This is a genomic window from Mycobacterium sp. (assembly GCF_965230835.1).
Taxonomy (GTDB): domain Bacteria; phylum Actinomycetota; class Actinomycetes; order Mycobacteriales; family Mycobacteriaceae; genus Mycobacterium.
This window is the reverse complement of the sequence record NZ_CBDDLW010000002.1, coordinates 1,140,050-1,160,457: the sequence shown is the minus strand read 5'-3', so window position 1 is coordinate 1,160,457 and position 20,408 is coordinate 1,140,050. Positions and strand designations below refer to the sequence as shown.

16 protein-coding genes are annotated in these 20,408 nt (G+C 64.4%); 10 read left to right on the top strand and 6 right to left on the bottom strand.

Annotated elements, in window-relative coordinates; genetic code table 11:
• Positions 1-70: 70 nt before the first annotated feature.
• Complete coding sequence (locus ACO07W_RS05780) at positions 71-346, top strand: DUF3107 domain-containing protein (RefSeq protein ID WP_421841560.1); 276 nt, start codon at positions 71-73, stop codon at positions 344-346.
• On the opposite strand, the gene ACO07W_RS05775 is transcribed toward ACO07W_RS05780, so the two are convergent.
• Complete coding sequence (locus ACO07W_RS05775; RefSeq protein WP_421841558.1) at positions 333-1,019, bottom strand: TetR/AcrR family transcriptional regulator; 687 nt, start codon at positions 1,017-1,019, stop codon at positions 333-335. The two genes, ACO07W_RS05780 and ACO07W_RS05775, sit on opposite strands and share 14 nt — an antisense overlap.
• A 196-nt stretch (positions 1,020-1,215) precedes the next feature.
• Here ACO07W_RS05775 and ACO07W_RS05770 point away from each other — a divergent pair, with 196 nt between their 5' ends.
• The 3 genes from ACO07W_RS05770 (at position 1,216) to ACO07W_RS05760 (ending at position 4,557) form a co-directional block, all read left to right on the top strand.
• Complete coding sequence (locus tag ACO07W_RS05770; RefSeq protein WP_421841556.1) at positions 1,216-2,241, top strand: DUF3152 domain-containing protein; 1,026 nt, start codon at positions 1,216-1,218, stop codon at positions 2,239-2,241.
• 178 nt (positions 2,242-2,419) lie between these two features.
• Positions 2,420-3,598, top strand: a complete 1,179-nt coding sequence (moeZ, locus tag ACO07W_RS05765; protein WP_421841554.1) for an adenylyltransferase/sulfurtransferase MoeZ — start codon at positions 2,420-2,422, stop codon at positions 3,596-3,598.
• A 104-nt stretch (positions 3,599-3,702) separates the two neighbouring features.
• Positions 3,703-4,557: a TIGR02569 family protein gene (locus tag ACO07W_RS05760; protein ID WP_421841552.1), complete on the top strand. Its 855-nt coding sequence runs from the start codon at positions 3,703-3,705 to the stop codon at positions 4,555-4,557.
• 28 nt (positions 4,558-4,585) lie between these two features.
• Here ACO07W_RS05760 and ACO07W_RS05755 read toward each other — a convergent pair whose 3' ends face one another.
• Positions 4,586-4,888, bottom strand: coding sequence for an MGMT family protein (locus tag ACO07W_RS05755; protein WP_421845827.1), 303 nt, complete (start codon positions 4,886-4,888; stop codon positions 4,586-4,588).
• A gap of 2 nt (positions 4,889-4,890) precedes the next feature.
• Positions 4,891-5,676, bottom strand: coding sequence for an alpha/beta fold hydrolase (locus ACO07W_RS05750; RefSeq protein ID WP_421841550.1), 786 nt, complete (start codon positions 5,674-5,676; stop codon positions 4,891-4,893).
• A gap of 77 nt (positions 5,677-5,753) precedes the next feature.
• On the opposite strand from ACO07W_RS05750, the gene ACO07W_RS05745 reads away from it, so the two are divergent.
• From ACO07W_RS05745 to nudC, 4 genes are all read left to right on the top strand, one after another.
• A complete protein-coding gene (locus ACO07W_RS05745; RefSeq protein ID WP_421841548.1) occupies positions 5,754-8,972 on the top strand; it encodes an ATP-dependent helicase in 3,219 nt (1,072 codons plus the stop codon).
• Positions 8,927-12,298 (top strand): ATP-dependent helicase, encoded by a 3,372-nt coding sequence (locus tag ACO07W_RS05740; RefSeq protein WP_421841546.1) that lies wholly within the window; start codon positions 8,927-8,929, stop codon positions 12,296-12,298. The genes ACO07W_RS05745 and ACO07W_RS05740 overlap by 46 nt, the downstream gene beginning before the upstream one ends.
• A gap of 61 nt (positions 12,299-12,359) precedes the next feature.
• Positions 12,360-13,430, top strand: coding sequence for a potassium channel family protein (locus ACO07W_RS05735; RefSeq protein WP_421841544.1), 1,071 nt, complete (start codon positions 12,360-12,362; stop codon positions 13,428-13,430).
• A gap of 54 nt (positions 13,431-13,484) precedes the next feature.
• Positions 13,485-14,408 (top strand): NAD(+) diphosphatase, encoded by a 924-nt coding sequence (gene nudC, locus ACO07W_RS05730; RefSeq protein WP_421841542.1) that lies wholly within the window; start codon positions 13,485-13,487, stop codon positions 14,406-14,408.
• Positions 14,409-14,417: 9 nt separating this feature from the next.
• Here the strand turns inward: nudC and mrx1 are convergent, their stop codons facing one another.
• Positions 14,418-14,660: a mycoredoxin Mrx1 gene (mrx1, locus tag ACO07W_RS05725; protein WP_421841540.1), complete on the bottom strand. Its 243-nt coding sequence runs from the start codon at positions 14,658-14,660 to the stop codon at positions 14,418-14,420.
• A 109-nt stretch (positions 14,661-14,769) separates the two neighbouring features.
• Here mrx1 and ACO07W_RS05720 point away from each other — a divergent pair, with 109 nt between their 5' ends.
• Both ACO07W_RS05720 and ACO07W_RS05715 read left to right on the top strand, forming a co-directional pair.
• Positions 14,770-16,881 carry an ATP-dependent DNA helicase UvrD2 gene (locus ACO07W_RS05720; RefSeq protein WP_421845826.1) on the top strand — a complete coding sequence of 704 codons (2,112 nt, stop codon included), beginning with the start codon at positions 14,770-14,772 and terminating at the stop codon, positions 16,879-16,881.
• 434 nt (positions 16,882-17,315) lie between these two features.
• A complete protein-coding gene (locus tag ACO07W_RS05715) occupies positions 17,316-17,582 on the top strand; it encodes a WhiB family transcriptional regulator (protein ID WP_421841538.1) in 267 nt (88 codons plus the stop codon).
• 30 nt (positions 17,583-17,612) lie between these two features.
• Here the strand turns inward: ACO07W_RS05715 and ACO07W_RS05710 are convergent, their stop codons facing one another.
• Together ACO07W_RS05710 and ACO07W_RS05705 are read right to left on the bottom strand one after the other, a co-directional pair.
• Positions 17,613-18,956: an ABC1 kinase family protein gene (locus tag ACO07W_RS05710; RefSeq protein ID WP_421845825.1), complete on the bottom strand. Its 1,344-nt coding sequence runs from the start codon at positions 18,954-18,956 to the stop codon at positions 17,613-17,615.
• Between the two features lie 566 nt (positions 18,957-19,522).
• Positions 19,523-20,377 (bottom strand): cyclodehydratase, encoded by an 855-nt coding sequence (locus ACO07W_RS05705; RefSeq protein ID WP_421841536.1) that lies wholly within the window; start codon positions 20,375-20,377, stop codon positions 19,523-19,525.
• Positions 20,378-20,408 lie beyond the last annotated feature (31 nt).

The following is a 20,408-nucleotide window of genomic DNA, read 5'->3' as shown; positions in this document are numbered from 1 at the left end:
ACGCATCCTGATGGTCTACTAGCCTGCTGGCTGACACGCTTGTGATGGAACGCCAATGGAAGGGGCCCCTGTGGAGGTCAAGATCGGTATCACGGACAGTACCCGCGAGCTGGCGTTCACCAGTGCGCAGACGCCCGCTGAGGTGGAAAAACTGGTTAGTGATGCCCTTGGCAAGGAAGTGGGTCTGTTGAGTCTGACCGACGAGAAGGGCCGTCGTTTCCTCATTCACGCTGCCAAGGTGGCTTATGTGGAGATTGGTGTCGCCGACGGGCGCCGGGTCGGATTCGGTATCGGGGTGGATTCGGCTGCAGCTGGGTCTGCTGCGAAGGGCGCTACGAGCGAGTAAGCGGCACGTGCGAAAGCCCGCCCCAGGCGAATTGCACGGTGCCCTCCACGGCGTCTGACTTGGAAATCGGTCGATCGGAATCGAGCCAGTACCTTGCTGCTTCGACGCTCATGCCGACCAGGCTCACCGCGATCATTCGGGCGCGGTGAGGGTCAAGTCCAGAGTCCGCGGCGATGAGGGCGAATACTGCATCGATACACGATTCGGTGGCCACCCGCACCTGAGCGGCGACCTCGGGCTCGGTGACGTAGTCGTTCTCGAAGATCAGCCGGTAGCCCTGGCTGTCGTGGTCGATGAAGTCGAAGAACACTTGGACCGCCGCGTGCACCCGCTGACGGTTGTCGGTAGTTGTGCGCAGTGCTTGTTGTACGCCGGAGACCAGGTTGTCGACGTGTCGGTGCAGGACCGCAAGATACAGTTCCAGTTTGCTCGAAAAGTGCTGGTACAAGACGGGTTTGCTGACCCCTGCCCGGTCGGCGATCTCGTCCATTCCGGCGGCGTGGTAGCCGTGGTCGACGAAGACGTCGCTGGCTACCACCAGGAGCTGGCCCCGCCGTTCGTCGCGGGGCAGCCGGTTGCCCCGCCGGTTTGATGCGGTTACGTCGTCGACCGGCCGGGCCCGGACGGCCGACTTCACAGCTCGTCGTTGTGCCGCCTTGGCGAGATCGCTCATCGGTCCTCATCTGATTCGGGCCTGTTCCGAAGGCCGGCTTCTTGCTTTGCGGCCCAGCGGTGTGTCGCACCGACATTACTACCCGACGCGTCCGGCGGGCCCGAACTGGCGCTATCGGTGGCGGCAGACCCCAGCTCGGAGGCGTAGACGGGCGCGCCAGGGTAGCGCCCAGCGCCGGCTATGCCATCCTGGGGAAGTGACGTCGCCATGGCCAGGGCGTGGCATCGACAAGATGCCGGTGCTGCACGACGATTGGCGTGAGCCGTTGCGGGCCCTGCGTGACCCGGTCGGCGAGGACGCCGGACGGACCCGGGTCGACCGCGGGCGCCCGCGCCAATGGCGTAAACAATCATGGTTGGGCTGGTTCGTGTCGACCTATGGCTGGCGCGCCTACGCGCTTCCCATTTTGGTGGCGGTCACTGTGGTGGTGGTGTATCAGACGGTGACCGGAACGAACGCGCCGCAGCCTGCTGCATCGCGGCCTGCCCAAAGCCCGCCTGCGATCGGTGCGGTAGGTACGGCAATCATCGACGTGCCACCGCGCGGCCTGGCCGAGTTCGACGCCAACCTTCCGGCCGGCACGCTGCCAGACGGCGGCTACTTTACTCAGGCTGGCGAGAAGACGTGGCATGTGGTTCCGGGTGTGACACCACAGTTCGGTCAGGGTACGGCCAAGGTGTTCCGCTACACCATCGAGATCGAGAATGGGCTCGATCCCTCGATGTACGGCGGCGACGAGTCATTTGCTGAGATGGTCGACCAGACGTTAGCCAATCCCAAGGGCTGGACGCACGACCCGCAGTTCGGATTCATCCGGATTGACAGCGGGAAACCAGACTTCCGGGTTTCGCTGGTGTCGCCGGTGACGGTGCGAGGGGGATGCGGCTACGAATTCCCACTGGAGACCTCCTGCTTTAACCCGTCCTTCGGACCCGACCGGCAGTCGCGGGTTTTCATTAACGAAGCGCGATGGGTGCGCGGAGCGGTTCCATTTCAGGGCGACATCGGTTCCTACCGGCAGTACGTGATTAATCACGAGGTCGGGCACGCCATCGGGTACCTAAGCCACGAGCCGTGCGATAGGCAGGGCGGCCTAGCTCCGGTGATGATGGAACAGACGTTTTCCACCGCCAATGACGATGTCGCTCAGTTCGACCCTGATTGGGTCAAAGCTGACGGCAAGACCTGCCGTTTCAATCCCTGGCCGTACCCGATCGCATAGCGGCTTTGTCGCGACACATTAGGGTTGCGCGGGGAAGCAAGTAGCTGGATTGCGCGTTGAATGGGAATGTGCTTGGTTGCTGTCGTATTCGACAATTGTTGTGATGGTGCTGGTCGTACCACGCGCAGTGGACGTTCGAATAGCCTTCGAATAGACAAGGCGAGCGAGGAGGTATTCGGTGTCAACATCGTTGCCGCCAGTAGTCGAGCCTGCTGACTCGCTGAGTCGCGAAGAGGTGGCCCGATACAGCCGTCATTTGATCATCCCTGACCTGGGTGTTGACGGACAGAAGAGACTCAAGAACGCGCGTGTTCTGGTGATCGGTGCCGGTGGCCTCGGAGCGCCGACGCTGCTGTACCTGGCGGCTGCCGGTGTCGGCACCATTGGCATCATCGACTTCGACGTCGTTGACGAATCGAACTTGCAGCGTCAGATCATCCACGGCGCCGCCGATGTCGGACGCTCCAAGGTTCAGTCAGCACGCGACTCGATCGTCGCGATCAACCCGCTGGTAAAGGTTCGGTTGCACGAACTCCGGCTGGCTCCGGGGAACGCGGTGACCTTGTTCAAGCAATACGACGTGATTGTCGACGGTACGGACAACTTCGCGACGCGGTATTTGGTCAACGACGCGGCTGTCCTAGCCGGACGGCCCTACGTTTGGGGGTCTATCTATCGCTTCGAGGGCCAGGTCTCGGTGTTCTGGGAGGACGCCCCCAACGGTCAGGGCCTCAACTACCGTGACCTCTACCCCGAGCCGCCGCCGGCCGGGATGGTCCCGTCCTGCGCGGAAGGCGGTGTGCTGGGCATCATCTGCGCCTCGATCGCGTCGGTGATGGGTACCGAGGCGATCAAGCTGATCACGGGTATCGGTGAATCGTTGTTGGGCAGGTTGATGGTGTACGACGCTCTGGAAATGGGTTTCCGAACCATTACGATCCGCAAAGATCCGGCGACACCGAAGATCACCGAGCTGATCGACTACGAGCAGTTCTGCGGCATGGTTTCTGACGATGCCGCCCACGCGGCTCGCGGATCCGCCATCACCCCGCAGCAGTTGCGCGAGTTGATGGATTCCGGCAGGAAGCTCGTCCTGATAGACGTCCGCGAGCCGGTGGAGTGGGACATCGTGCATATCGACGGTGCCCAGCTGATCCCGCAGTCGTTGATCGACTCTGGTGAAGGTCTGGCCAAGCTGCCGTCGGATCGAACGCTCGTCTTGTATTGCAAGACGGGCGTTCGCTCGGCCGAGGCGCTGGCCACGGTCAAGAAAGCTGGCTTCTCCGACGCGGTTCATTTGCAAGGTGGAATCACGGCATGGGCCAGCCAGATGCAGCCCGACATGGTGATGTACTAGTCCAGGAGAAGTTCGGTCTTCTCGATGGGCTCTATAGCCGTCGATTCTCCGGCTCCTCAGCGGGTCGCGCCAAGCCGCATGGTCGCCCGACTACGCTAATCCCTGTGAGTGTCGAGCCACCGCCCGAACATGTGCTGACGGCGTTCGGATTGACTGGCGCGCAGCCCGCTCCCTTGGGCGCTACCTGGGAAGGTGGCTGGCGGTGCGGCGAAGTCGTGTTGTCGGTGGTAACCGATCCGGCTCGGGCGGCCTGGTCGGCTCGAGTTCGGGAGACCTTGTTCGTCGATGGCGTACGCCTGGCTCGGCCGGTCCGCTCGACTGACGGGCGGTACGTGGTTTCTGGTTGGCGGACGGACACGTTCGTTGCTGGCACAGCCGAAGCCAGACACGACGAGGTCATTTCGGCTGCGGTGCGACTTCATGAGGCGACTGGGAAGCTGGAGCGCCCCCGGTTCCTCACCCAAGGGCCCACCACGCCTTGGTCGGATATTGATGTATTCATCGTGGCTGACCGTGCAGCCTGGGAGGAGCGGCCGCTGCAGTCGATCCCACCGGGTGCGCGGCCAGCCCCCGCGGTGGCAGAGGCAGAGCGATCGATGGAACTAGTGGGCCAGCTCGCCAGCCTGCGGAAGCCGACCAAGAGCCCCAACCAGCTGGTGCACGGAGACCTTTACGGAACAGTGCTTTTCACCGGCACTGCCGCTCCGGGGATAACCGATATTGCCCCGTACTGGCGTCCTGCGTCCTGGGCTGCGGGCGTGGCCGCCGTCGATGCGCTGTCATGGGGCGAGGCCGACGATGGGCTCGTCGAGCGTTGGAGCGCATTGCCGGAGTGGCCGCAGATGTTGTTGCGCGCGTTGATGTTCCGGCTTTCGGTGCATGCGCTACATCCGCGGTCCACGGCTGCAGCGTTTCCGGGTTTGGCTCGCACGGCGGCTCTTGTTCGGCTCATCCTCTAGTACTGAGTGGCGCGGTCTTCGCGGCTGCTCATCCCAGGAATTGGTGGCGTACCTCGCGCAGCGCGACCCTACCATCGACGCTGAGGACGCCCTCTGCACGCAATAGCTCCAGCTGTCGGGTCCGCAGGTGTCGCGCAGGGCGGCCCGAGGCGGTGATGACCCGGTGCCAAGGTAGATCCGAGGAGTCTATCCGCATGATCCATCCGACAATACGCGGGCTGGAAAGGCCTGCGGCGGTAGCGATATCGCCGTAGGTCGCGACTTTGCCGGGCGGGATGGCTGCGACCAGCGAGCGCACGTGTTCGACATGCTTGTCGGTTACCGGTGGCATCGTCAGCGACATTTCAGCCGATTGCGGATTACTGCAGCAACCTCGGACGGTTTGGCTTGCGGCACCATGTGCCCGCACTCGAATTCCAGCAGCTCAAAATCGGCCCCCAACCGTTCTTGAAGGCCGTCGACGAGTTGCTTGCTCACATACTGCGGCGAGGCGCGCACCGCTCGCACCAGAGTGGTTGGCGTTCCGACCGGCGGCAGCACCATGCCGCGCGCAAGTTCACTCCAGTAGCACACCATCGCGGGTAGGCTCATCCGCCAGCTATACCGTCCATTTGGCAATGCGATGAGGTGCTCGTCGAGTTCGGCGTCGAGCACCGCGGGGTCCACATCCGACCAGGCCCCGGCTGCCTTCTCGGTGCGAGCCTCGTTCGGGTCGGCGTAGTCGGGGAAGGCCACCATTGCCTCGACTACTTCGCGCACTTGCAAACCGTTGAGGCCGACCGCTGGGTCGAGCAGTACCAGCGCTGCTACTCGGTCGGGGCATGCGGCGGCCAGTTGCAACGCGACAGCGCCACCGAACGAATGTCCAACCACCACTACCGGACTGTCGGTGCGATCGTCGATTAGCGCCGCCAGTGCCGAAACATTGGCGTCGATCGTCCACGGCGCAGCCCACGATGATTTACCGTGGCCCAACAGATCAGGCGCGACGATGCTGATTTCGGGCAAAAACGCGGCCAACTGGTTCCAGGATTGCCCGTGTTCAGTCACGCCGTGGATCGCCAACACCTCCGCTGGGCTGGAAGGACCGTATTGGTGCACGTGGAGGTTGGCGCTCACGCGTCGATGATGCCAGTCTTTGCGGCCGCTTTTTCGCCGTGGCCTGAGTTGTCAGAGCCTTGTGATCTCATGCCGCTATGTCACACCGCTGGGATGCTGAGGTGCGCGGCCTGCTGGCGCCGAGTGCTCATGGCCTGGTCCGCATCCTCGGCGGTCCAGGAACCGGCAAGAGCAGGCTGCTGGTCGAGACCGCGGCCGCTCGCATCGCCGCCGGCGCCGATCCGGAATCGGTTCTGCTGCTTACCGGCTCTGGCCGAATCGGGATGCTCGAACGCAGCCAGTTGACCAAGGTGTTGTTGGCCGCGCGGGCGGCGCGTAGCAGCAGCGGTCATGGCTATGCGGCGGTACGGGAGCCGCTGGTACGCACGGTCCACAGCTACGCCTACGCTGTCTTGCGGAGGGCTGCAGATCGCGTCGGCGACGCGCCCCCACGGTTGATCACCAGCGCTGAGCAAGATGCCATCATCCGTGAGCTACTGGCCGGTGACATTGAAGATGGCCCCGCCGCCGATACTGCATGGCCGCAGCATTTGTGGCCTGCGCTGAGCACCGCCGGCTTCGCCAACGAGCTGCGAAATCTGCTGGCGCGTTGCTTCGAACGCGGCGTGGAGTCGCGAGAGCTTGAGCGCCTTGGGCGACGGTGCGGCCGTCCAGAATGGACCGCCGCGGCCCAATTCGCTCGACGGTACGAGCAGGTAATGCTGCTGCGTGCGGCGGTTGGTACGGCGACGCCGCAAGCGACGGCGCCCGCGCTGAGTGCCGCTGAGCTGGTCGGTGCGGCTTTGGAGGCCTTCGCGATCGACCCAGAGTTGCTGGCCGCTGAACGCGCAAGGGTAAAGGTACTGCTGGTCGACGATGCCCAACAACTTGACCCGCAGGCGGCCCGGTTGGTTCGGGTGCTGGCGGAAGGCGCCGAACTGGCTTTGATAGCCGGTGACCCAAACCAGGCTGTGTTCGGCTTCCGCGGCGGTGAGTCCACTGATCTGCTGGCTGATGCGTGTCCGTCGCTGACGCTGAAGGTTTCGCACCGCTGTGCTCCGGCTGTGGCGCGCGCCGTCAGCGGCATTTCGTGCCTACTTCCCGGAGTCAGCGCCGGTAGGCGGATTGAGGGCACCGGCACCGAGGACGGATCTGTTACGACACGTCTGGCCGCCTCGCCGCACGCAGAGGCGGCGATGATCGCCGACACATTGCGCCGCGCGCATCTAATTGACGGGGTGCCATGGTCTCAGATGGCGGTGATCGTCAGGTCGGTGCCGCGGGCCGCCGCGCGGTTACCGCGCGCGCTGGCTGCTGCTGGTGTCCCGGTGGCTGTGCCTGCGATTGGCGGGCCGTTGTCCGAAGAGCCGGCGGCGCGTGCGCTGCTCACCGTACTGTCGGCGACAGCTGACGGGCTCGAAAGTCACCAGGCTCTGGAGTTGGTGACTGGACCCATTGGCCGCGTCGATCCGGTTGCGCTTCGCCAGCTGCGCCGGGCACTGCAGCGGGCTCAGCCGGGCCGCCCCCGGGCGAAAGTGGCTGATCTGCTGCTCGATGCGTTGTCGGGTGCGAGCGGTCGGGGGTCGGTCCTCGAGCGGGCAGAATCCGACGGTGACCGGGGGCTGTCGCGGCCACAGTTTCGCGCGTTGAGGCGGGTGGGTGCGGTGCTGGCCGCAGCTAGTCGCTGCCATCGTTCAAGTCACCCGGACCCGCGCTATGTCCTGTGGGCGGCCTGGCGCCGTTCCGGGCTGCAGCGCCGCTGGTTGGCTGCGATCGAACGCGGCGGGCCGGCTGGTGCTGAGGCCGCCCGGGATCTGGAGGCGGTGACCGCCTTGTTCGACATTGCCGAAGACTATGTGTCGCGGACGTCGGGTGCGTCGCTGCGCGGATTCATCGAGCACGTCGCGGCATTGCGGCTGCCCGGGGTAAGCCCCGCCCCGGTCGTTGAACCGGAGCAGATCAGGGTGCTCAGCGCGCATGCAGCGCTGGGACACGAGTGGGATCTGGTGGTTATCGCCGGCTTGCAAGACGCGTTGTGGCCAAACACGGTTCCGCGCGGCGGGGTGCTGGGCACTCAACGGCTCCTCGATGAACTCGACGGCGTTACCTCGGATGCCTCGGCGCGAGCTCCGCTGCTGGCCGAGGAGCGGCGGCTGCTGGTGTCCGCTATGGGTCGGGCCCGGAAGCGATTATTCGTGACGGCCGTAGACGCGGACGTGAGCGGAAGCGGCGGGGAAGCCGCATTGCCGTCGGCTTTCTTTTTCGAGATTGCGCGCTGGGCCGGTGTTGCGCGTGAAAACGACGCGGCGCAGGCTGTATCGGCACCGCGCGTGTTGTCGGCCGCTGCCGTGGTGGGCCGACTGCGCGGTGTTGTTTGCGCCCCCGAAGGCGCAGTTGACGATGACACTCGCGAATGTGCGGCAACACAATTGGCGCGGTTGGCCCGAGCGGGTGTTCCGGGGGCGGATCCGGCCGGATGGCACGGCCTGATCCCAGTGAGCACTGCTGAGCCGCTCTGCGGCGGCGACGATCCGGTCACGTTGACTCCCTCTGTTCTGCAGACACTCAGCGATTGCCCGCTGCGCTGGCTGGCTGAACAGCACGGCGGGACTAACGCCCGGGAGCTGCGGTCAACAGTCGGCTCGGTGCTGCATGCGCTGATCGCCGAGCCCGCCAAGAGCGAGTCGCAGCTGCTGGCCGCGCTGGATGCGCTATGGGAGCACCTGCCCTACGAGTCGCGTTGGTATTCGGCAAACGAGTTCGCCCGGCACCGCTCCATGATCCAGGCGTTCCTGGAGTGGCGCGCGCAGACTCGCGGCGAGCTGACGGAGGTCGGCGTGGAGATCGACGTCGACGGAATCGTCGAATGGCGCGGAGACACTGACCCGGCCAGAACGGTTCGGTTGCGCGGCCGGGTTGATCGGCTGGAGCGCGACGCGGCCGGTCGGCTGGTGATCGTCGACGTAAAGACCGGCCGGAACCCAGTTACCAAGGACGATGCTCAGCACCATGCCCAGCTGGCCATGTACCAGCTCGCGGTAGCGGAAGGCATGCTGCCGGCCGGCGAAGGGGGTGTGGAGCCCGGTGGTGCCCGGCTGGTTTATCCGGGGAGGGCCGGGGCAAGCGGCGCTACCCAACGTGAGCAGGACCCATTGACATCGGAGGCCCGCGATGCATGGCGCCATGTCGTACACCAAGCGGCTGATGTGACAGCTGGGCCGCAGTTCGTGGCCCGGCCTAATAGCGGCTGTTCGCACTGCCCGATACGGCCATGCTGTCCGGCTCATGTCGGCACCGACGCGTCGGTTCAGCTGTGAATCCGGCCGGGCAGCGATACAGCCCTACCGAATTGGCGTGCGCGCTGGGGCTCTTCCCGCCGACCGAGGAACAGGCGGCCGTCATTGCCGCGCCACCTGGCCCGCTTGTTGTGGTTGCCGGAGCCGGAGCCGGCAAAACCGAAACGATGGCCGCGCGCGTCGTATGGCTTGTCGCGAACGGCTATGCCGAACCCGGACAGGTGCTGGGATTGACGTTTACCCGCAAGGCCGCCGGTCAGCTGCTGCGCCGGGTGCGGTCCCGGCTGGCCAGATTGGCCGGTACCGATCTGGGGGCGGACGGGCTCGCCCTCGGATCTGCGAGCACCCCGGTGGTGAGCACATATCATGCGTTCGCAAGCTCGTTGCTTCGTGACTACGGAGTGCTGCTGCCCGTCGAACCTGACACCCGGTTACTCAGCGAGACTGAGCTGTGGCAGCTGGCCTTCGACATAGTCAACGGATACAACTCGGAGCTGCGTACCGACCGGACGCCAGCCGCCGTCGCCTCGATAGTGCTGCGGTTGTGGGGCCAGCTCACTGAGCACTTGGTGGATACCCAGGAACTCCGCGCTACTCACATGGAGCTGGAAAGGCTGGTCCACGCTTTGCCAGCGGGCGCCAACCAACGTGACCGCGGTCCGAGCCAGTCGCTGCTCCGGATGTTGGAGACGCAGACCGAGCGTGCTGAACTCGTGCCGCTGATCGAGGCGCTTCAGGACCGCATGCGTGCCGAGAAAGTGATGGACTTCGGCGCGCAGATGGCGTCGGCGGCTCGGTTGGCAGCGGCTTTTCCACAGGTCGGCGTCGATGTGCGAAATCGCTACCGGGTGGTGCTACTCGACGAATACCAGGACACCGGGCATGCGCAACGGGTTGCGTTGTCATCGTTGTTTGGTGGCGGCGTCGATGATGGGTTGGCGCTGACGGCGGTTGGCGACCCGATTCAGTCCATATACGGATGGCGCGGCGCGTCAGCGACGAACTTACCCCGGTTCACAACTGACTTCCCCCGATCCGACGGCACCCCCGCGCAGGTTTTGGAGCTGCGGACCAGTTGGCGCAATCCACCACGAGCCCTGCACGTTGCCAACGCCGTATCGGCGGAGGCACGGCGACGGTCGGTGTCGGTGCGTCCTCTGGGCGCACGCCCGGATGCGCCGCTTGGCACTGTCCGCTGCGCATTGCTCGCTGACGTACAGGCCGAACGCCAGTGGATTACCGACCATCTGGACGGGTGTTACCGCCGCGCTCGGGCCGAGGGCGGCGCCCCACCCACCGCGGCGGTGCTGGTACGCCGCAATGCTGACGCCGCACCCATCGCCGACATGCTGCGGGCCCGGGGAATCCCCGTCGAGGTTGTCGGGCTGGCTGGCCTGCTCTCCATTCCGGAGGTTGCCGACGTGGTAGCCATGCTTCGGCTGGTCGCCGACCCGACGGCTGGCGCGGCGGCCATGCGGGTGTTGACGGGTCCACGATGGCGGCTCGGTGGCCGCGATCTCGCCGCACTGTGGCGCCGCGCGTTGGTGCTTGGTACGAGCTTGGGAACGCCCTCGGATTCCGGCGGGGCGTCGCGCGAGTTGCTCTCGCCTGAGCTGGTGGCGCTAGCGACCAGTCATGACGCTGACGCTGCGTGTTTGGCCGATGCAATTAGCGATCCCGGACCATCGAGCTGGTATTCGGCCGACGGATACGAGCGCATCAGCGCGTTGGCCGTCGAGCTGAATTTTCTGCGTGGGCATCTCGGCCATGCCCTCACTGACCTCGTCTCCGAGGTTCGTCGGGTGCTGGGTGTCGACTGTGAAGTCCGCGCCGCGGCGGCGACACCGGGGATAACAGCACCGGGCTGGGCGGGCGTTGAGCACCTCGACGCGTTCGCCGACGTGGTTGCCGGCTACGCCGAGAGAGCCGGCGGGGCCGGAATCGAGGCATCCTCGAAGACCTCGGTTGCGGGTCTGCTGGCTTACCTAGATGTCGCTGCGGTGGTCGAGAACGGGCTGCCATCCGCGCAGTTGGCGGTTGCGCGAGACCGGGTTCAGGTGCTCACGATTCACGCGGCGAAGGGGCTGGAGTGGCAGGTCGTGGCAGTGGCGCACCTTTCCGGCGGCACGTTCCCGTCAACTGCATCAAGGAGTACATGGCTCACCGACCCCGCAGAACTGCCGCCACTACTGCGCGGTGACCGTGCGTCGGCAGGCGCCTTTGGTGTGCCGGTGCTCGACGTGTCGGACGTAACCGATCGAAAGCAGCTTTCGGACAAGATCTCGGTGCACCGCAGCCAGCTGGACCAGCGGCGCATCGATGAGGAGCGGCGGCTGCTTTATGTGGGCCTTACTCGTGCGGAGGACACCTTGCTGGTGTCTGGTCACCAGTGGGGTGCCACCGGGATCAAACCGCGTGGACCCTCCGACTTCTTGTGCGAGATCAAACAGGTCATCGATCACTCGACCGCTGCCGGCCAGCCATGTGGGCTTGTCGAGGAGTGGGCGCCAACCCCGAGCGCCGGTGAACGAAACCCACTGCGCGACGACGTAGTTGAGGTTGTTTGGCCCGGCGACCCGTTGGTTGGGCGCCGCAGCGACATCGAGCGTGGAGCGGCAATGGTGGCCGGAGCCGCGACCTCGGCCGACCGCGCCGACTTCGGCATCCACGATTGGGTCGCCGATGTCGATGCGCTGCTGGCCGAGCGTGCGCGTTTAGCACAGCCGCCCGTCCGCACGGGGCCAAGTCAAGTGTCGGTTAGCGGTTTGGTGGAGCTGGCCCGAGATCCTGCAGCTGCAGCGCAGCGGCTGCGACATCGGCTTCCGGCTCGCCCGGATCCGCATACGTTGCTGGGAAAGGCTTTTCACGCTTGGATTCAGCGGTTCTACGGTGCTGAGCTGTTGTTCGACTTGGGCGATCTGCCAGGGGCGGCCGACTCCGAGGTCGGCGACTCCGGCGAGTTAGCCACACTGCAGTCGGCATTCGCGGCATCGCAATGGGCTGCACGCACGCCGGTCGCCGTCGAGGTGCCTTTCGAGATGCCCATCGGGGACACCTTGGTACGTGGCAGGATGGACGCGGTTTTCGCCGATTCCGATGGTGGCGCGACGGTGGTGGACTGGAAGACAGGCGAGCCTCCGCGCGGGCCGGAAGACATGCGCCAGGCCGCGATACAACTCGCTGTCTACCGACTGGCGTGGGCCGCCTTGAACGGATGTCCCGAATCCTTGGTACGGACCGCCTTCTACTACGTGCGCAGCGGAACCACCATAGTGCCCGAAGAGTTGCCTGAGCCCGCAGAGCTTGTTGCGCTCCTCGCCGACTCCGGGCGCGGTGCCGACGCCTAACCGCGGTTACAGTTGTGGCGTGCGTGTTTCGTACGTTGGGCTAGAGCGATGACGGATCTCCGTGGCAAAAGCTAGCTGGAGGCGGCTGAGGCGTCTTGACGAAACGTTGACCGCCCAGCCCAGTTACGCGCTTGTCGGTGTGCTGCGCATTCCGCAGCGTTTGGCCAGTCCGGCCCGGGTTATTTCGCGTCGGGTGGCCATCGCCGTGGTGGCCTTGCTGGTCGTCGCCGTAATCGTCTTCCTTGACGGTGACGGGTATCGGGACGCACAAGGGGATCGGCTGACCTTTTTAGACAGCCTGTACTACTCGGCGGTGACACTATCGACGACCGGCTACGGCGACATCACGCCGATTTCCGAACTGGCACGCGCGGTCAACATCTTCGTCATCACGCCGCTGCGGATCGCGTTCCTGATCTTGTTGGTTGGGACGACGCTCGAGGTCCTCACGGAAACATCCCGCCAGGCACTGAAGATCCAGCGTTGGAGGAGCAAGGTGCGTAACCACACCGTCGTCATCGGCTACGGCACCAAGGGCAAAACGGCGGTCGCCGCGATGCTTGGTGACGAGGTAGTCCCAGGTGGCATCGTCGTTGTCGATACGGATCAGCCTGGCCTCGAAAGCGCCGCTGCAGCGGGCCTGGTCACCGTACACGGCGACGGCACCAAATCCGACGTGCTGCGGCTGGCCGGTGCCCAGCATGCGGCCTCGATCATTGTGGCGACCAACCGTGACGACACCGCGGTGCTGGTCACTTTGACCGCTCGCGAGATCGCGCCGAAAGCGATGATTGTGGCGTCTATTCGGGAGGCCGAGAACCAGCACCTACTGCAGCAGTCGGGAGCTGACTCTGTGGTGGTCTCCTCGGAGACTGCCGGCCGGCTGCTGGGTATTGCCACGAACACGCCCAGCGTTGTCGAGATGATCGAGGATCTGCTGACACCCGACGCCGGCCTGGCTATCGCCGAACGCGAGGTTGAGCCGAGCGAGATAGGTGGGTCGCCACGGCATTTAAGTGACATCGTGCTCGGGATCGTGCGCGATGGCCGATTGTTGCGTATCGGTACGCCCGAAGTGGATGCCATCGAAGCCAACGATCGCCTGCTGTATGTGCGAACTTCGGGGCACTAGTGGAGATCCCACGATTACCGAGGCCGGCCGTAGCCGGTTGCCAGGCGGCCTAACGTGGAGTTTCAGCTAAGGGATGTGCCGCTGTTGTCCCGAGTCGGCGCCGACCGGGCTGACCAGGTCCGGACCGATCTCGAAGCGGCGGCCGCCGGTTGGGTTCACGCGGCGATATTGCGGGTGGATGCCCGCAATCAGGTGCTGGTAGCCAACGGTCGTGTGGTTCTTGGCGCTGCTGCCGCCCTAGCCGATAAGCCACCGCCAGACGCGGTGTTTCTGGGCCGCATCGAGGGCGGCCGACATGTTTGGGCTATTCGAGCAGCACTGGAGCCCCCCGCCGAACCTGATCCGCAGGCCCAAGTCGTGGACCTCCGAGGACTCGGGCGGATCATTGACGACACCAGCAGTCAATTGTTGTCGTCGGCAACCGCCCTGCTCAACTGGCATGACAGCGCCAGATTCAGCGCGGTGGACGGTACCATGACGAAGCCGGCGAGGGGGGGGTGGTCGAGAGTCAACCCGCTTACCGGCCACGAAGAGTTCCCGCGCATCGATCCTGCGGTGATCTGCCTGGTGCACGACGGTGGTGAACGTGCGGTACTGGCTCGGCAGGCGGTCTGGCCTGAGCGGATGTTCTCCTTGCTGGCCGGGTTCGTCGAGGCTGGCGAGTCGTTCGAAGTTTGCGTTGCTCGGGAGATCCGCGAGGAAATCGGCTTGACTGTGCGTGATGTGCGCTACTTAGGTAGCCAGCCATGGCCGTTCCCACGGTCTCTGATGGTCGGCTTTCACGCCCTTGGTGACCCAGACCAGGACTTTTCGTTCAACGACGGCGAGATCGCCGAAGCCAACTGGTTCACCCGCGACGAGGTGCGTGCAGCGCTCGAAGCCGGCGACTGGACCAGCAGATCGCAATCGAAACTGCTGCTTCCTGGGTCGATCTCGATCGCCCGCGTGATCATCGAATCCTGGGCGGCGTGTGACTAACTCGCCTACTTAAGCCAGCTTCGCTTGGACCTCGGTTGCGCTGGGGTTGGTCAGCGTAGACCCGTCAGCGAACTTCACCGTTGGAACCGTTCTGTTGCCGCCATTGACCGAGCCGACAAACTCCGCAGCAGCGGCATCGCGTTCAATGTCGATCTCATCGAAGGAGACTCCTGCGGCTTTGAGAGCTGTTTTGAGGCGAAGGCAGTAGCCGCACCATGACGTTGTGTAGACGGTGAGGGCAGCGTTAGTCATAGGTCGCTAAGGTATCCCGGCCACGATCTTGGCTGGCCGTTGGGCCGAGAAAAACACGACGCGTATGGCAATACCAGGATTGTCAGCTATCGCTGTCAAGATGATGGCCATGCCAATGGTCGCAGACTCATCGACCGCCGGGCTGGACGACGAGCAGCGTGACGCCGTGCTGGCTCCGCGCGGACCTGTCTGTGTGCTCGCGGGCGCCGGAACTGGCAAGACTCGCACCATCACTCGCCGTATCGCGCAGCTGGTTGCGAGCGGTCATGTTGCGCCTGGGCAGGTGCTGGCTGTGACGTTCACCCAGCGTGCAGCGGGGGAGATGCGCGCTCGGCTGCGGTCGCTTGACGCGACCGCGCGGAGCGGTGCTGGCACCGTACAGGCATTGACTTTTCACGCCGCTGCGAACCGCCAGCTGCGGTATTTCTGGCCGCGAGTGATCGGCGACACCGGCTGGCAGCTGCTTGACAGCAAGTTTGCGGTGGTGGCCCGCGCGGCCAGCCGGTCCAAGCTGAATGCGAGCGCTGATGACATCCGTGACCTGGCCGGTGAGATTGAATGGGCCAAGGCGTCGCTGATCGGCCCCGAAGACTATGTGGCTGCCGTGGCGACAGCCTGCCGTGACACGCCGCTAGAAGCCGCGCAAATCGCGGTCGTTTACTCCGCCTACGAAGCTTTGAAGACCCGCGGCGACGGAGTGGCCCTGCTCGACTTTGATGACCTGTTGTTGCACACCGCGGCCGCGATCGAAAACGATGCCGCCGTGGCTGAAGAGTTCCGGGACCGCTATCGCTGCTTTGTTGTCGACGAGTACCAGGACGTCACGCCGTTGCAGCAGCGTGTGCTGTCGGCCTGGTTGGGCGATCGAGATGACCTCACTGTGGTCGGCGACGCCAATCAGACGATCTACTCGTTCACTGGCGCCTCGCCTCGTTTCCTGCTCGACTTTTCGCGGCGCTTCCCAGACGCCAAGGTTGTGCGCCTAGAGCGCGACTATCGGTCTACCCCGCAGGTCGTGGAGTTGGCCAACAAGGTGATCACCGCCGCCCGGCGCCGAGCCGCTGGCAGTAGCTTGCAGCTGTCCGGCCAACGTGAGGCGGGGCCGGCCCCATCATTCCGCGAGTATTCCGACGAGGCTGCCGAGGCCGCCGCAGTCGCTGCCACGATCACTCGGCTGATCGACTCGGGTACCGCACCATCTGAGATCGCCGTTCTTTATCGGGTTAATGCGCAGTCGGAGGTTTACGAGGAAGCGTTGACCGAAGCGGGTGTTGTCTACCAAGTCCGTGGCGGTGAAGGGTTCTTCAACCGACAGGAGATCAAGCAGGCGCTGGTGGCACTGCAGCGCGCGGCCGAGCAACGCGTCGACGAGGCAGTGCCCGATGTGGTGCGTGGGGTCCTGGAACCACTGGGGTTGACCACCGAGCCGCCAGTCGGCGCCCGGGCTAAGGAGCGTTGGGAGGCGCTGAACGCGCTGGCGCAGTTGGCCGACGACGAGGTGGCCCAGCATCCGCAGCTGCGGCTGCCAGCGCTGGTGGGTGAACTCCGGAAACGAGCCGACTCGCGGCATCCGCCGGTCGTGCAAGGCGTCACGTTGGCCTCGCTGCACGCGGCCAAAGGGCTGGAGTGGGATGCGGTCTTCCTGGTCGGCTTGGTCGACGGCACGCTGCCCATCTCGCACGCGTTGGCGCACGGCCCGGAAAGCGAACGCGTCGAGGAAGAACGTCGCCTGCTTTATGTCGGTGTTACCCGAGCACGGGTGTATCTGGAGCTGAGTTGGGCACTGTCGCGGGCTCCAGGTGGACGCCAGAGCCGCAAGCCCTCACGGTTTCTCAATGGGATTGCGCCGCAAATCCGCCCCGATGTGAGCAGATCGCGGCGCAACCGAGGAGCCGCGGTACGTTGTCGGATCTGCAACAACGACCTGTCTTCGCCGGCCGCAGTGATGCTGCGGCGGTGCGAAACATGTGCCGGCGATGTCGACGAGGAATTGTTGCTGCAACTCAAGGCCTGGCGGCTCAACACCGCTAAGGAACAGAACGTGCCTGCTTATGTCGTGTTCACCGACAACACGTTGATAGCGATCGCGGAGCTGCTACCCGCCGACGAAAGCGCGCTTACTGTGATCCCGGGTATTGGTGCGCGCAAGCTCGAACAGTACGGACCCGATGTATCGGAGTTGGTTCGGCGCCGAACCTGCTCGGCCCCGGGCCAGGCCTGACGGTCGCTGCCTTGGCGGCGCAAACACGCAGGTCAGAAAATCGTTTGTCGGTAGCGGCTGCTACCGTTTACTCTCGAAACCGCGTTCTGCTACGGCATAGGGCGGGTATCCGCCGGCAACGAGTGATGTAAGGGGGGCCACGATGTTCAACATCAATGATTTCGGTGTATCCGCGGCTGCCCTGACGCCGGCCGCGGTAACACCCCATGCTGCACCGGCGGCAGCGGGCAAGCACCGCGTCGCCGCCGCGACTGCCGCGTCCGTGGATCGAGGCTTTAGGTGAGCGCTACCTAGCCAGCCCCGTTTTCTGCCAGATGGCCACGGACCCGAAGTCACCCGGATCCGTGGCCACAGTTTTTGCGTCAGCAATTTCCTGACCTGGTCCGGATCACCCGCAAGGACAGCGAACAGATCAGGAAGCAGGTGAAATGGACATGTCGGCACCGGCAGTTCCGAAGCAGACGTTGCCGTGTCACGTTGGCGACCCCGACCTATGGTTCGCCGACAACCAAGCCGACCTCGAGCGCGCCAAGACACTCTGTGCGAGTTGCCCGATCCGGCGCCAGTGTCTGGCGGCTGCGCTCGAACGGTCTGAACCTTGGGGGGTGTGGGGCGGCGAGATCTTTGATCGGGGCTCGGTTGTCAGCCACAAGCGCCCGCGTGGACGCCCACGCAAGCAGTTGAGTCCGGCTGCGGCCTAGTCGGCTGGCTAGGCCTGAGGATTGGCGTCGTTAGATGGCGGCCGTGTCGGGCTCGGCGAAACCGGGTATCAGCTCCTCCATGAGTGACTTGACCGGCACGTGTGCATCCAGCTGGCACAAAATTGCCCCGACCGATGCGATCACCCGCATCGGAATGGCCAGCTTGGCTGGCAAGTCCATTTGCCGCACGGTCTTGATCTGCGCGACCGACCGGTCCATCTGGTTGCCGGTCATTCGCTGAATCCATTTGCGGGTGTAGTGGAAGACCTCGACCTCAGTCGGCTGAACGTACTGCCGCAGCATTTCATCGATATCGCGCACCGATACTTGTTGGCCAGCCTGGATCAATCCGGCCTTCTCCATCGTGGGCAGCAGCAAGTCGTAGTTCTTTTCGCGGGCCAATCGGATGGTCATGCCGAGTTCGATGGGATAACCACCGGGTAGTGGTGCTACGGCACCGAAGTCGATGACGCCCATCCGGCCGTCGGACAGCAGCATGAAGTTCCCCGGATGCGCGTCACCGTGCAGCATCTCCAGCCGGCGGGGGGCATCGAACGTGAGCTCGATCAGCCGGGTTCCGATCAAGTCACGCTGGTCGGGGGTACCAGTGCGGATGATCTGCGCTAACGGTATGCCCTCGATCCACTCCTGGATTACCACCTTGGGTGCACTGGCCACGATGTGTGGAACGGCTATGTGCGGGTCTCCCTGGTATGCCTTGGCGAAAGCTCGCTGGTTGTCGGCCTCGAGCCGATAGTCGAGTTCCATCTCGGTGCGTTCGATCAGCTCGTCGACAATGCCCTGCACATCGGCGCCAGGTGCAAGCTGTTTGAGCACGCCGACCAATCGCTGCATCGTTTTGAGGTCGGCCCGCAGTGCCTCGTCGGCACCCGGATACTGGATCTTGACGGCAACATCGCGGCCGTCGGACCACACCGCCTTGTGTACTTGGCCGATGCTGGCCGAGGCCACCGGGGTGTCGTCGAATGAACTAAACCGATCCCGCCACTTGGTTCCTAGCTGCGCGTCGAGTACCCGGTGCACTTTAGCGATGGGTAGCGGTGGGGCGTCTTTCTGCAGCTTGGTCAGCGCGTCGCGATAAGGCTCGCCGTACTCGTCGGGGATTGCGGCTTCCATCACCGACAGCGCCTGGCCGACTTTCATCGCGCCGCCCTTGAGTTCGCCCAACACGGTGAAGAGCTGGTTGGCCGCCTTCTCCATCAACTCGGCGGTGACTTCATCCTTCGACTTGCCGGTGAGTCGTTTACCCAGGCCGAGAGCTGCTCGGCCAGCCATGCCGACCGGCAGGCTGGCCAGTCTCGCGTTACGCGCAGCGCGCCCACGTTTGATCTCTGACACATGTCCATCATCCATCACCGGCTGGCCCGACACTGCGTTGATCCTGCAACAACTGTGTCCGTGCTGAACGCCAAGCGCTGCTGTGGACCGGCGAACACCACCTGAGCGGCCCAATCGGTAGCGCAGCGACGTTCGAGCGCACCTGCGGTGGAAGCGGTCTGCGTCCGGTTGATGGTGTTGACAAGGCAGATCGAGCAGGCCGTCCGCCCTCGCGGTCTTCGGTCAGCAGTCCATCTCCTGGTAGTTCGGCCAAATCAATTGATGCGCAGCACAATATGTAGTCTCTTGCCAGTCGCGATCGCGTGACCGATCAAAACCCACGTCCGGAGGGTGGACTAAAAAATCATGTCAGCAAAACAGACTCAGCACGACGCCGCCGACGCCCTGTTCAGGGCGATCATTGAAACCTTGGACAGGCATCGCAACGATCGCACCTTGACGGAGGGAGTGCTGGACGATCTGGCCAGGGCTTATGCGGCTGTTTCGACAAATGTCCCAGAACAGGGACGGCTTGGCTAGCGCCGGACGAGTGATGCCGGACCGCCGGCCTGCTAGCCGATAAGGGTGATCAGCGGCACGCGTCAACACGAGCACAGCGGGTGCCTGTTCCACGGACGCGCCACGATGCAACTCGCATCGAGATCTAACTCCAGTGTGGCATTGAGCGTGGACGGCGGATCGGTCACGCCGTCTTGCCTACGCACCGCCGCTATCACCCGGTTGATCTGGTTGACCGCCAGCGCGGCCGTCCCCAACAGGGTGGCTCGATCGGCTACTCCTACAGCGTCGCGCAGCTGCGCGGCGATCGCCGGCCAGGCCGCATCGCGGTCACGACGGTGCAGGTCCGCGCAGCGCAGACAGCTGGTCGCTCCTGGGATCACCAATGGTCCGACCAACCCGATGCCGTCGCGAACACGAACGGGAAGGTGCGCGACGCCTTCGTTGTGCAGATCATGCACCATGCGTGCATCGGTCACCAGGTAGTCCGACAAGACCACCAAATCCGTGTTCGCCGGGGTAGGGGCCGCATGCGGTTGGCTGCTGTGTCTAATTCGGGCCCCTGAACACCGCAGAGCCTGCACGAGCAGGTCGGACAGCGGACCGCGACCGTGAACCCGAACCGACGCGGTCCGGCCGCGAGAATGTCGGTTGTTGCGGGATACGACACCTGCTTTGACCAACTGCCTAACCAGGTTGGCCAGCTCGTCACGGTCGCGCAAACCGCGGTCAGCGGCCCGGCGTTGCAGTTCGATCATGGGCGTCGGAGAACGCATGGATCGCAGCAGCGCAGCCAGGTAAGGAGCGGTAAGTCCACCCGGCGAACGGATCAATACAGCCCGGCGCGGATCCCAGCCCACCTGGACAGCGCCATCCGGTCGCAGCAACACCGGCATGGCCGGGTTCAGCGAATACAAGGGGCTGGCTACCGGTGGCATGGCCTGAGACTGTGCCACGGTGCAAACAAGA

What these genes read in the sequence shown, in the direction of transcription:
- ACO07W_RS05775 (WP_421841558.1), bottom strand. Translation starts at nt 1,019, where the DNA reads ATGAGCGATCTCGCCAAGGCGGCACAACGACGAGCTGTGAAGTCGGCC.
- ACO07W_RS05755 (WP_421845827.1), bottom strand. Translation starts at nt 4,888, where the DNA reads ATGCCACCGGTAACCGACAAGCATGTCGAACACGTGCGCTCGCTGGTC.
- ACO07W_RS05745 (WP_421841548.1), top strand. Translation starts at nt 5,754, where the DNA reads ATGTCACACCGCTGGGATGCTGAGGTGCGCGGCCTGCTGGCGCCGAGT.
- ACO07W_RS05740 (WP_421841546.1), top strand. Translation starts at nt 8,927, where the DNA reads ATGCTGTCCGGCTCATGTCGGCACCGACGCGTCGGTTCAGCTGTGAAT.
- mrx1 (WP_421841540.1), bottom strand. Translation starts at nt 14,660, where the DNA reads ATGACTAACGCTGCCCTCACCGTCTACACAACGTCATGGTGCGGCTAC.
- ACO07W_RS05720 (WP_421845826.1), top strand. Translation starts at nt 14,770, where the DNA reads ATGCCAATGGTCGCAGACTCATCGACCGCCGGGCTGGACGACGAGCAG.
- ACO07W_RS05715 (WP_421841538.1), top strand. Translation starts at nt 17,316, where the DNA reads ATGTCGGCACCGGCAGTTCCGAAGCAGACGTTGCCGTGTCACGTTGGC.
- ACO07W_RS05710 (WP_421845825.1), bottom strand. Translation starts at nt 18,956, where the DNA reads ATGGATGATGGACATGTGTCAGAGATCAAACGTGGGCGCGCTGCGCGT.
- ACO07W_RS05705 (WP_421841536.1), bottom strand. Translation starts at nt 20,377, where the DNA reads ATGCCACCGGTAGCCAGCCCCTTGTATTCGCTGAACCCGGCCATGCCG.